Source organism: Ralstonia sp. TCR112, assembly GCF_007997035.1.
GTDB lineage: Bacteria > Pseudomonadota > Gammaproteobacteria > Burkholderiales > Burkholderiaceae > Ralstonia > Ralstonia edaphi.
This window is the reverse complement of sequence record NZ_VOSS01000021.1, coordinates 22,949-34,920: the sequence shown is the minus strand read 5'-3', so window position 1 is coordinate 34,920 and position 11,972 is coordinate 22,949. Positions and strand designations below refer to the sequence as shown.

At 67.0% G+C, this 11,972-nt stretch carries 11 protein-coding genes; 7 read left to right on the top strand and 4 right to left on the bottom strand.

All coding sequences use genetic code 11. The annotated features are described in order from the left end of the window. Window positions 1–230 precede the first annotated feature (230 nt). Window positions 231–1,535, bottom strand: coding sequence for an ergothioneine biosynthesis protein EgtB (gene egtB, locus FUT88_RS07640; protein WP_147214472.1), 1,305 nt, complete (start codon window positions 1,533–1,535; stop codon window positions 231–233). A gap of 242 nt (window positions 1,536–1,777) precedes the next feature. On the opposite strand from egtB, the gene FUT88_RS07635 reads away from it, so the two are divergent. The 6 genes from FUT88_RS07635 to FUT88_RS07610 all read left to right on the top strand — a co-directional run bounded on the left by FUT88_RS07635 (window position 1,778) and on the right by FUT88_RS07610 (window position 7,486). Then, a complete protein-coding gene (locus FUT88_RS07635) occupies window positions 1,778–2,848 on the top strand; it encodes a LacI family DNA-binding transcriptional regulator (RefSeq protein ID WP_147214471.1) in 1,071 nt (356 codons plus the stop codon). Beyond that, window positions 2,845–3,876, top strand: coding sequence for an ABC transporter substrate-binding protein (locus tag FUT88_RS07630; RefSeq protein WP_147214470.1), 1,032 nt, complete (start codon window positions 2,845–2,847; stop codon window positions 3,874–3,876). The genes FUT88_RS07635 and FUT88_RS07630 overlap by 4 nt, the downstream gene beginning before the upstream one ends. A gap of 2 nt (window positions 3,877–3,878) precedes the next feature. Then, window positions 3,879–4,730 (top strand): ABC transporter permease, encoded by an 852-nt coding sequence (locus tag FUT88_RS07625; protein ID WP_147214469.1) that lies wholly within the window; start codon window positions 3,879–3,881, stop codon window positions 4,728–4,730. A gap of 109 nt (window positions 4,731–4,839) precedes the next feature. Beyond that, window positions 4,840–5,637, top strand: coding sequence for an ABC transporter permease (locus FUT88_RS07620; protein WP_045786827.1), 798 nt, complete (start codon window positions 4,840–4,842; stop codon window positions 5,635–5,637). Next, window positions 5,634–6,632, top strand: coding sequence for an ABC transporter ATP-binding protein (locus tag FUT88_RS07615; RefSeq protein WP_147214468.1), 999 nt, complete (start codon window positions 5,634–5,636; stop codon window positions 6,630–6,632). The genes FUT88_RS07620 and FUT88_RS07615 overlap by 4 nt, the downstream gene beginning before the upstream one ends. A gap of 5 nt (window positions 6,633–6,637) precedes the next feature. Then, window positions 6,638–7,486, top strand: coding sequence for a phosphodiesterase (locus FUT88_RS07610; protein WP_147214473.1), 849 nt, complete (start codon window positions 6,638–6,640; stop codon window positions 7,484–7,486). On the opposite strand, the gene FUT88_RS07605 is transcribed toward FUT88_RS07610, so the two are convergent. Next, entirely contained in the window at window positions 7,483–8,166 is a 684-nt protein-coding gene (locus FUT88_RS07605) for an FMN-dependent NADH-azoreductase (protein ID WP_147214467.1), read from the bottom strand. The two genes, FUT88_RS07610 and FUT88_RS07605, sit on opposite strands and share 4 nt — an antisense overlap. Window positions 8,167–8,308: 142 nt before the next feature. Here FUT88_RS07605 and FUT88_RS07600 point away from each other — a divergent pair, with 142 nt between their 5' ends. Continuing rightward, window positions 8,309–9,238: a LysR substrate-binding domain-containing protein gene (locus FUT88_RS07600; protein WP_147214466.1), complete on the top strand. Its 930-nt coding sequence runs from the start codon at window positions 8,309–8,311 to the stop codon at window positions 9,236–9,238. Here the strand turns inward: FUT88_RS07600 and FUT88_RS07595 are convergent. Together FUT88_RS07595 and FUT88_RS07590 are read right to left on the bottom strand one after the other, a co-directional pair. Further along, the gene (locus FUT88_RS07595) at window positions 9,227–10,702 is read right to left on the bottom strand and encodes an amidase (RefSeq protein WP_147214465.1); all 1,476 of its coding nucleotides are present in this window, start codon (window positions 10,700–10,702) and stop codon (window positions 9,227–9,229) included. The genes FUT88_RS07600 and FUT88_RS07595 overlap by 12 nt on opposite strands. A gap of 20 nt (window positions 10,703–10,722) precedes the next feature. Beyond that, a complete protein-coding gene (locus tag FUT88_RS07590) occupies window positions 10,723–11,934 on the bottom strand; it encodes a M20 aminoacylase family protein (RefSeq protein ID WP_027681454.1) in 1,212 nt (403 codons plus the stop codon). Window positions 11,935–11,972: the final 38 nt, after the last annotated feature.

The window sequence follows — 11,972 nt, the reverse complement described above, 5'->3', positions numbered from 1 at the left end:
GGCAAGCCTGGCTGCGAGTACCGGCGCCTGCGGCCGCAGTCTCGCCGCCTGCCAAGCCTGCAGCGCCGGAGGTGCCGACGCCGATGCCGCCCGCCAAGCGCGACGCGGCGGCGCCTAGCCCGGCCGGGCAGGATACGATCGGCACGCCGACCAACATGCTGTTTGACAGCAACCGCTAGACGCAGCCCGAACGCCCGGCACGTCAGCGCCGGTGCCGGGCGTGATGCGCGTCACGCCCGCCGCGCCAGCCGGACTCCGGTGAACTGCCACCGTTGATGCGGATAGAAGAAGTTGCGATATGTCGCCCGCAGATGCCCCTCGGGCGACACGCACGATCCGCCGCGCAGCACCATCTGGCTGCACATGAACTTGCCGTTGTATTCGCCCACGGCGCCTTCGGCCGGCTCGAAGCCCGGATACGGGCCATAAGGGCTGGCAGTCCATTCCCACACATCACCGAACAATTGACGCAGGCTGCCGGCCTCGGCAATGCCGTGGTCAGGCAGTGGGCGTAGCGCGCCCCGGCCGGCGAAGTTGCCTTGCACGGGCAGGCCTTCTGCGGCGTGCTCCCATTCGGCTTCCGTCGGCAGGCGGGCGCCGGCCCAGCGGGCGTAGGCATCGGCCTCGTAAAAGCTGACATGCGTGACCGGCGCGTCCAGATCCACCGGCTGCAGACCATGCAGCGACATCTGCTGCCATCCCTCGGCCTCGTCCATGCCGGCGCGCCAGTAGAGCGGGGCATCAATGGCTTCGCGCTGCACCCACGCCCAGCCGTCGGACAGCCACAGCGTTGGCTGCCGATAGCCGCCGTCCTGCATGAAGGCGAGCCATTCACGGTTGGTGACAGGGTGCGTGGCCAACGCATAGGGCTCCAGCCAGACGGTGTGGCGCGGGCCTTCGCAGTCGAACATGAAATCGGAGTCGGCTCCTGTATCCGTTTTACCGATCTGGACGGCGCCGCCCTGGAAGTTGACCCAACCCGGTTGCGCCGGGGCCGCATGCATGCGTGCTGCGGGCGCTTCGGCATAGGCCGGGCACAGCGGATTCTGCGCAAACAGGTGGAGAAGATCGGTCAGCAGCAACTCCTGGTGCTGCTGCTCGTGGTGCAGGCCGAGCGTCACGAGGCGGCCAAGATCGTCCGATACGCCGTCGGCCAGCAAGCGCTGCATGGCCGCATCGACATGGGCGCGATAGGCGCGCACCTCGTCGAGGGTGGGGCGCGTGAGCATGCCCCGGCGCGGGCGCGGATGCCGCGCGCCGACCGTCTCGTAGTAGGAATTGAACAGGTACCGGTAGCGGGCATCGGGCGAGCGATAGCCCGGCACGTTGGGGCCGAGGATGAACTCTTCAAAGAACCACGTCGTATGGGCGAGATGCCATTTGGCGGGGCTGGCGTCGTCCATGGACTGGACGGTGGCATCGGCGTCGGACAGCGGCGCGACCAGGGCCAGCGATTGCGCCCGCACCACGCCGTAGTGCTGCATCAGCGCGGGCAGGGCGGTGGTCGGCACATCAAGAACGGGCGATACGCGCATGGGGTCTCCAGAGCAGGCAGCGAGAACAGCACAGCAGCAACTGGGCCATGCCGTTGCGGGCGCATTGGCGCACGTCGGTTGCGCATTTTTCGTAAGAAGCATATGCGAGCTTTGTAACTTTGCCACGCCCCGCGCTGGCGATGCTGCGTTGCGACGATGACTGCAGTGCAGCATCGATTGTCATGAAACAGTCACTGCGGCCGCCTAGGATGTAAACGTTTACAAATTCCAAGGGGCGCGCAGTGGGCAGCAGCATCAAGGACGTGGCAACGCACGCCGGCATTTCGATTGCCACGGTGTCGCGGGCGGTCAACACGCCGGAGCGGGTGAGTGCCTCGACGCTGGCCCGGGTGCAGGCCGCCATGGACGCGCTGCACTATCGCCCGAACGCGCTGGGCCGCCAACTGCGCGCCGAGCGCACGGGCTTGCTGGGCGTGGTGCTGCCGTCGCTGGCCAACCCCGTGTTTGCCGAATGCATGCAGGGCATCGAGGAGGCTGCGTCCATCACGGGCCAGCGCGTGATGCTCATGACCACCGCCTACGACCGAGAGCGTGAAGCCCGCGCCATCGAGACCATGCTCGAGCAGCGCGTCGACGGCCTGATCCTGACCGTGGGCGATGCCGCTGCCAACCCGCACCTCGATCGCCTGGACGCTGAGCATGTGCCGTATGTGCTGGTCTACAACGACACCGTCGGCCAGGCACGCATTCCGGCCCGCTGCTGCGTGACCGTCGACAACCGCGCCGCCGCACGCGACGCCATTCGCGCGTTGCTCGCGCAGGGTCACCGCCAGATCCGCATGCTGACGGGCACGCTGGCGGCGTCGGACCGTGCGGCGCTGCGCCACGACGGCTACCGCGAAGCGCTGGAAGCGGCCGGCATTGCCCCGCAGCCCCCCGTCGAAATTGATTTCAATGCCGACGCCATGCTGCCGGCCGAGCTGGCCCGCCTGCTGGCGCCGCCGCGGCCGACCGCCATTTTCTGCAGCAACGACCGCCTTGCCTTGCTCACCATCCGCTCGCTGCGCGAGATGGGACTGCGCGTGCCTGAAGACGTGAGCGTGGTGGGCTTTGATGGCCTGGCGATGGGGCAGTGGCTTTCGCCGACGCTGGCGACGGTGGCCCAGCCCCACCGGCGGATCGGCGCCGACGCGGCCACGGCCCTGGCCCGCCGCATCGCCGGCGAGGTGGTGCCCTCGATTACGTTGCCGCACCGCTTGCTGGCGGGCGGCACGCTGGCCCGTGCGCCGGCGGAAGCGTCTCTCTCCGTTGTTTCTTCCCTCACGTCTGATACGCAAGGAGCGTCTCGATGAAACGTCTCGTTCAATGGCTGCGCGCGTGCGGCCTCGTGGCTGCCGGCGCATTTGCCGTGGCTGCGCCGGTGCAGGCACAGCCGGCCGGCCAGCAAGTCGCCATCTGCTACAACTGCCCGCCCGAATGGGCCGACTGGGCCAGCCAGATCAAGGCCATCAAGGACAAGACCGGCATTACCGTGCCGTTCGACAACAAGAACTCCGGCCAGGCCATCGCGCAGATGCTGGCCGAGAAGTCGCACCCCGTGGCTGACGTGGCCTACCTGGGCATCACGTCCGCGTATCAGGCCAAGGAAAAGGGTCTGGTCGCCAACTACAAGCCCAAGCACTGGGAAGACATTCCTGCCGGCATGAAGGACCCGGACGGCGCGTTCTTCTCGATCCACTCCGGCACGCTAGGCTTCTTCGTCAACAAGGACGCGCTGGAAGGCAAGCCCGTGCCGCGCTCCTGGAAAGACCTGCTCAAGCCCGAATACAAGGGCATGGTCGGCTACCTGGACCCGAGCAGCGCCTTCGTCGGCTACGTGGGCGCCGTGGCGGTCAACCAGGCCCTGGGCGGCACGCTTGACGACTTCAGCCCCGCCGTCGAATGGTTCAAGCAGTTGAAGAAGCACGCGCCGATCGTGCCGAAGCAGACCGCCTACGCGCGCGTCGTGGCCGGCGAAATCCCCATCCTGCTCGACTACGACTTCAACGCCTACCGCGCCAAGTACAAGGACCACGCGAACGTGGAATTCGTGATTCCGCAGGAAGGCACGATTGCCGTGCCGTACGTGATGAGCCTGACCGCCGGTGCGCCGCACGCCGACAACGCCAAGAAGGTGCTGGATTTCGTGCTGTCGGACGAAGGCCAGACGCTGTGGGCCAACGCTTACCTGCGCCCGGTGCGTGCCAACGCCATGAGCAAGGAGGCCGCCTCGCGCTTCCTGCCGGCCAGCGAATACGCCCGCGCCAAGACGGTCGACTTCAACAAGATGGCCGCCGGCCAGCAGGCGTTTGGCACGCGCTATCTGAACGAGGTCCGCTGAGCATGAGCACCGTCACCCGAACCACCTTGCCCGACGATGCGGTGTTGCCCGCTCGGTGGCGGGTGGCGTTGCTGGCACCGGCCGTCGCGCTGTTCTGCGCGTTCTGGCTGCTGCCCATGGCGGCGTTGCTGCGTGTGAGCGGCAGCGAAGGGCTGGTCGCCACGTACACGACGGCGCTCACCACGTCGCGCTATCTGGGCAGCCTGTTTTCGACGGTGGTGCTGTCGGCGGCAGTTACGCTGGCCACGCTCGTCCTCTCGACCATCGCCGGGCTGTTTCTGGTGCGTCACAGCGTGCCGGGCAAGCGGATGATTACCGCCATGCTGACGTTTCCGCTGGCGTTTCCCGGGGTGGTGGTCGGCTTCATGGTGATCCTGCTGGCCGGGCGCCAAGGCCTGCTGGGCGACGTCACACACAAGCTCGTCGGCGAGAAATGGGTCTTCGCCTATTCCATTGGCGGGCTGTTTCTCGGCTACCTGTATTTCTCGATCCCGCGCGTGGTGCTGACGGTGATGGCGGCGGCGGAAAAACTCGATCGTTCATTGGAAGAAGCTGCCCGTTCGCTGGGCGCATCGTCGTGGCAGGTGACGCGCGATGTGCTGGTGCCGGGGCTGGCGCCTGCGCTGATCGCCTCCGGCGCCATCTGCTTTGCCACGTCGATGGGCGCATTCGGCACCGCCTTCACGCTCGCCACTGACATCGACGTCTTGCCGATGACGATCTATACCGAGTTCACGCTCAACGCCGGCATTGCGATGGCGGCGGCGCTGTCGGTGGTGCTGGGCGTGGTGACCTGGCTGGTGCTGGCAATTGCGCGTACTGCGAGCGGTAGCCCGACGGGGGCGGCAGCATGAGCAGCAAGCAGGGGCCCCGCGCAGCGGGGATGCGCGCGTCCGCGAATGCTGCCGGCCGCCGACACCAACAATGTAGAGCAATGAACGACAACCTCGGCGAGGCGGCAGCATGAAGCGCGCTCTGTCTATTGCCCAGTGGGGTATCACGCTGCTGCTGTGCCTGTTCCTGATCGTGCCGGTTGTGCTGTCGATGGCCGTGGGCCTGACGCGCAACTACATCCGCGGTTTCAAGAGCGGTTGGACGCTGGATTGGGTCGCCCAGGTGTGGGACATGTACCACGCGTCGATCTGGATGTCGCTGCTGGTGGCGCTGTGCACGCTGGTGATCGTGCTCGCGGCCGGCGTGCCGGCGGGCTATGTACTGGCGAGGCGTCAGAGCCGTGCAAGCCGCCTGATCGAAGAGTTCCTGACGCTGCCCGTGGCGCTGCCGGGCCTGGCGACGGCGCTGGGGTTGATCGTGGCCTACGGCGGTTTTGGCGGCTTTCGCGAGAGCCTCTGGTTCATCGTTGTCGGGCACGTGGTGTTCACCCTGCCGTTCATGGTGCGCTCGGTCGCGGCCGTGGCGGCAGGCCAGAACCTGAAGACGCTGGAAGAGGGCGCCGCCAGCCTGGGCGCTTCGTTCTGGCAGCGTTTTCGCACGATTGTGCTGCCCAACGTGCAGCCCGGCATCCTGGCCGGCGCGCTGACGGTGGTGACGCTCTCGGTGGGCGAGTTCAACCTGACCTGGATGCTGCACACGCCCGAAACCAAGACCCTGCCGGTCGGCCTGGCTGATACCTATGCGTCGATGCGCCTGGAAATCGCCAGCGCCTACACGCTGATCTTCTTCGTCATGATCGTGCCGCTGCTGGTGCTGATGCAGCGCTTTGGCGGCCTGCGGGTGAATAACGGAAAGGCTTCCCGATGAGTACCGAACCTCTACATCTCGCGCCCGTGCCGATCCGGCTGCGTGGCTGCGGCAAACACTTCGGCGGCCAACGCGTGCTGGAGTCGATGGACCTCGACATCGCCGCCGGCGAGACCGTCGTGCTGCTCGGCCCCTCGGGCTGCGGCAAGACCACCACGCTGCGCATCGTTGCGGGGCTGGAGGCGCCGGATGCCGGCGGCACCGTGCACTTTGGCGACGAAGACGTCACCGCACGCCCGATCGAGCGCCGCCGCGTCGGCATGGTGTTCCAGAGCTACGCGCTGTTCCCCAACCTGAGCGTGCGCGGCAACGTCGAATACGGCCTGCGCATCCAGCGCCGGCAGAACGGCTTGTCCGACACGCAGATCAGCGCCCGGGCAAACACGCTGCTGGAGATGATGCACCTCACGCCCTACGCAGATCGCGGTGTGGCGCAGCTTTCCGGCGGGCAGCGCCAACGCGTGGCCCTGGCGCGCGCGCTGGCGCCCGAACCGCGCGTGCTGCTGCTCGACGAACCGCTCACGGCGCTCGACGCCAAGCTGCGTGAATCCGTGCGCGCCGAGATGGACCGCCTGCTGCGCGGTCTCGGCATCACGACGATTTACGTGACGCACGACCAGGAAGAAGCGATGGCGCTGGCCGATCGCATCGTCGTCATGGAAGCCGGCCGCATTGCGCAGATCGGCACGCCGCGTGAAATCTACTTCCAGCCGGCCAACCGGCACGTGGCAGACTTCATCGGCATCATGAACCGGCTCGACGGCAATGCGATCTTCTTCCGCCCCGAAGATGCAGTGCTGGCCGACCCGGCCCAGGCGGCACTCAAGGGCACGGTCGAGTCGGCGGTGTTTCTGGGCTTTCGCACCCGCGTGCGCGTGGCGGGTGTTTCGAGCACGCCGCTCTTTATCGATGTGCCCGGCCGCCAGCACTTTGCACCGGGCCATGCGGTCGGCTTCGATATCCCGGCAGACCGTCTCCTGACCTTGCAAGCCTGATGCCGATGCACTTCCTGCAACTGACCGACCTTCATATCAAGCGCCCGGGGCGACTGGCCTATCGGCGCGTGGATTCGGCGGCGTATTTGGCGCGCTGCGTGGCCCATATCCTGGCGCAGCCGGAGAAACCGGAAGCCATCGTCCTGACCGGCGACCTCGTCGACGCCGGCGCGCCCGAGGAATATGCGCACCTGCGCGCGGTGCTGGCGCCGCTCGATGCGGCTGGCATCCGCATGCTGCCGGTGCTCGGCAACCACGACGGCCGTGACGCCGCGCGCGAAGCCTTTGCCGATTGGCTCGCGCCCATTCCGGCCGATGCGCAAGACACACACGCCTTCCAGTACTGGACCGACATTGGCGACGTTCGCCTGATCGCGATCGACACGCTCGACACCGGCCATCCGGGCGGTCGCCTGGGCGTGCAGCGCCTGGATTGGCTGGCCGAAGCGCTGGCGCGCGAAACGCAACGCCCGACCGTCATCGCGATGCATCACCCGCCGTTTGCCACGGGCATCGGCCACATGGACGTGCAATCGCTCGCCGCCGAAGACATCCCGGCTTTCGCGCAGATCGTGCGTGCCGCCGGCAACGTCGAGCGCATCCTCTGCGGCCATCTGCATCGCTCCATTGACGTGCGGTTTGCCGGGACGGTGGCTTCGACTTGCCCGTCGCCGGCGCACCAGGTGGCGCTGGATCTCGACCCGGACGGCGAGCCCGGCTTCGTCATGGAGCCGCCCGCCTACAAGGTGCACGCGTGGGTGCCGGGGCAGGGCCTGGTGAGCCACCTCGCCTACGTGGGGCAATTCGATGGCCCGCATCCGTTCTTCGAGCCGGACGGGCGGCTGATCGACTAGGCCGCTTCCACGGCGGCCGCCATCCGCGCGACCAGTGCATCGACGTCGTTTTCCGCCGATGCGATGGACGCACGCAGTCGCTCGTCGGCAAACTCGTCGTATTCGATGGCCACGGATGCCACATCGGTGATGCCGATGTAGCCGAATGCCGTGGCGACGCCGGCCTCGACGTGGTTCAGGTGCGCAATGCGCTGGCCGGGGCCGTAACCGAAATCGCCGCGCGCGCTGAGGATGACGAGGCGCTTGTTCATGCCGGCCAGGAGCGGCCAATAGGGCTCGCCGGGGCGGCTGCGGTCGAAGCCGAACGTGCGGCCCACGCGCACGATGTTGTCGATGTACGCCTTGAATTGCGCGGGCATGCCGAAGTTGTACATCGGCACGCCGGCCACGATCACATCGGCGGCCAGCAATTCGTCGATCAGTGCATCGCTTTCCGCAAGCCGGTCGTGCATCCACGGTTCGCGCTGCGCGGGCGGCGTGAACGCGGCATGGACCCAGCGGCCATCCACGGGGGCTGGCGGTTCGGCCCCGATGTCGCGATAGACGACCTGCGCGTCGGGCTCACGCTCAAGCCAGCGCTGCACGAAGCGCGCGGAGAGCCGGCGCGTGTGCGAGCCATGGCGCGAAGTCTCGGAGCTGCCCGGCCGGGCGCTGGAATCGAGATGTAGCAGACGAGTCATGTTGAATCGTTGATGAGTGGAGGTGTGCCCACTCTACGAACCGCGCTGCACCGCGACAAACGACATGTTTTGCGCGCGATGGCTGACATGGATTCATCCATGCCGCCCACGCGGGAAATGCGCCCATGACACAATCCCGCGCATGCGAAAACTGCCACCCCTGAGCGCGCTGCGGGCCTTTGAAGCCACCGCGCGCCACCTCAGCATGAAACGCGCTGCCGACGAGCTGTCGGTCACGCCCACGGCCGTCAGCCATCAGATTCGCCGCCTGGAAGATGCGCTCGGCGTGGTGCTGTTCGAGCGCCACGTACGCGCCCTGCGCCTGTCGGCTGCCGGCGAGCAGCTGTACCCGGTGCTCAATACCGGCTTTGACGCGTTTGCGCAGGCCATCGATGCCATTTGCGGCACGCAGGCACAACCGGGGCGTCAGCGCGTGACGCTCACGGCACCGATGGGGCTGGCTGCGCGCTGGCTGGTGCCGCGGCTGGGTGAATTTGCGACGCAGCATCCGGAGGTGGATTTGCGCATTCATGCGTCCGACACCGTGGTCGATTTGCATGGCGGCAGCGCAGACCTTGCCGTGCGCTATGGCGATACGCCGGCCATGGGGAATGGGCTCGTCACCGAACGGCTCTTTGGCGACGCCTATGCGCCCGTCTGCCACCCGGGCCTGAAAGTGCAGTCGCACGACGATCTGACGCGCGTGCCACTCATCCATTCCGAATGGCAGCGCACGCTGCCGCAAGCGATCGGCTGGCCGATGTGGGCGCGCGCGGCGGGTATCGAGCACACGCTGAAGACGGACGCGGGCATCGTGCTGTCCGACGATGGGCATGCCATGTCGGCGGCAATGGCCGGGCAGGGCGTGATCCTGGCGAACCTGCCGCTGGTGCGCGATGCGCTGGAGGCGGGCACGTTGGTCCAGCCATTCGCGGCGCCGGTCATCCAGCGCTATGCCTTCTGGGCCCTGGTGCCGGCTGCGCGGCTTGAAGACGCCGCCGTGCGTGCTGCGTGGGACTGGCTATGCGCCTGCCGCAAAAATACGGCACACGCGCCTTCGTCAGTGCAATAGCGGCGACGTAGCACGCGCCGGCACAAACGCCTCGTGCCACGCGGCCGCAAGTTGCAACAGGGCGAACTCCGACCGTGGCGGCGCAATCACCTGCAAGCCCAGCGGCAGGCCATCCGCAGTGAGGCCCGATGGCACGCTGGCGGCCGGTACGCCCGCCAGCGTGGCGCCAATCACGACCTCCATCCAGCGGTGATACGTGTCCATCGCGCGGCCCGCGACGGTCTTGGGCCAATGTTCTTCGGCAGGGAAGGGCGCAACCTGCGTGCACGGCAGGACGAGGAAATCGTAGTGCGCAAACTGCCGCAGCAGCGCCTGGTACCAGCTCGCACGCGTGGCGATGGCACGGTTGATGTCGATGGCAGTGCGGCTGCGTCCGTGCTCGATTTCCCAGATCGCTTCGGGCTTGAGCAAATCGCGCGTGGCGGCGTTGGCGTACAGCAGGCCGAGGTTGCCGGACACGCTCAGCGCGCGCAGCGTGCACCAGCATTCCCATAGCGCATCCATGGCGAAGAAAGGCCGCACGGTCTCGACATGGCAGCCCAGCGTGTCGAACGTGTCGAGCGCATGCTCGTTGACGGCCAGCACTTCGGCGTCGATGGCAAGGTAGCCCCCGAAATCGCCCAACCAGCCAATGCGGGCTTGCCGGAAGTCACGGTGCAGCGGCTGCATGAAGCACGCCGGATCGTCGCTCAGCGACAGCGGCGCACGCGGGTCGTAGCCGGCCTGCGTGGCGAGCAACCAGGCGAGGTCTTGCGGATTGCGCGCCATCGGGCCTTCGGTGCCGAGTTGCTGGAAGAACACGTCGCCGGTCGGTCCGTAAGGTACGCGACCGAGGCTCGGGCGCAGGCCGTAGATGTTGTTCCAGGCGGCGGGGTTGCGCAGCGAGCCCATCATGTCGCTGCCGTCGGCCACGGGCAGCATGTTCAGCGCCAGCGCGGCGGCTGTGCCACCGCTGCTGCCGCCGGTCGAGCGCTCGGGGTTCCAGGCGTTGCGCGTGATGCCGTATACGCGGTTGTAGGTGTGCGAGCCGAGCCCGAACTCCGGCGTGTTCGTCTTGCCGATCAGCACGGTGCCCTGCCGGCGAATGCGCTCGACGACGATGCTGTCATGCGTCGGCACATTGCGCGCCAAGGCGAGACTGCCCATCGCCGTCACCATGCCGGCGGTGGCGGCAAGATCCTTCGGCGCCTGAGGAAAGCCGTGCATCCAACCGCCGGACAAGCCCTGCGAGAGCAGCACATCGCGCTCACGTGCCTGGTCGATGGCCGATTCGGCATCGATGCGGGCCACGACCGCGTTCACCGTCGGGTTATGACGATCGATCTGCGCGAGGAACGCTTCCATGACTTCCACGCACGACACATCGCGCGCGTGGATGCGCCGGGAGAGTTCAATCGCGCTCCATTGCACGATCTCTTCGTTGGCGGCCGCCGGTGTGGCTGCGTGGCTCGGATTCGCTTGCATTGCTTGACTCGAAGTTCACTTCACGCGGTCAGGTAGGTCTGTGCCAGACGCACCCAGGCGGCAGCGCCCAACGGCAACACCTGGTCGTTGAAGTCGTAGCCGGGGTTGTGCACCATGCAGCCGCCGAATTCGCCTTCGCCATTACCGAGGATCAGGTAGCAACCCGGCACTTCATTGAGCATCCAGGCAAAGTCTTCGCTGCCGTTGAGCCCCTTGGGCGCCTGCGTGACGACGTTGGCCGCGCCCACCAGTTCGGTACAGACCTGCTGCGCCAGCTGCGTCTCGGCCTCGGTGTTGACCATCGGCGGCGTCAATTGACGATAGTCGATCTGCGCCTCGACGCCATGGGCCTGTGCGGTCAGGCTGACGATCTCGCGAATGCGCATCTCCACCAGCGCACGCGTTTCCGGCCGCGCCGCACGCACATTCAGGCCGATCGTCACCGATTCGGGAATCACGTTGTGCGTGGCCCCGCCGCGAATGAATCCGACCGACACCACCGCCGTGTCGTCGGGCGCGACGTTGCGTGCGACCACGGTCTGCAAGGCGGTGATGATGGCGGCCGATGCGGCAATCGGATCCCGCGCGCGATGCGGCATCGCGCCGTGTCCGCCCATGCCCTTGATGGTGACGTCGGCCACGTCGGAAGACAGGCTCACCGGCCCCGGCAGCACGCGGAAGCTGCCGGCCGGCACGCCGGGCATGTTGTGCAGGGCATAGACGGCATCGCAGGGGAAGCGCTCGAAGAGGCCGTCTTCGATCATGGCGCGCGCACCGCACAGGTTTTCTTCATCGGGCTGGAAGATGAGATTCAGCGTGCCGTCAAAGTCGCGGCTCTCGGCCAGTGCCTTGGCCGCGGCGAGCAGGATGGCGGTGTGCCCGTCGTGGCCGCACGCGTGCATCTTGCCGTGATTGCGGCTGGCGTAAGGCAGGCCGGTCGCTTCCACGATGGGCAGGGCGTCCATGTCGGCGCGAATGCCAAGGCGGCGCGTGCCGTTGCCGAGTTTCAGCTGCCCGACCACGCCGCTCTTGCCGATGCCGGTGTGGACCTCGTAGCCCCAGCTCTTGAGCAGATCAGCCACCAATGTGCTTGTCGCGCCCACCTCGAAACCGAGTTCAGGCTGCGCGTGGATCTGGCGGCGGATGTTGACGAACGTTTCTGCATCGATATGGACGGGCGGCAGCAGATGCGGCAACAGCTGGAACGGCGTGAGCGTGGGGGCTTTGGTCATGTCGGGGCTCCGGGGTTGGGCGTTGGAGATGGGAATCT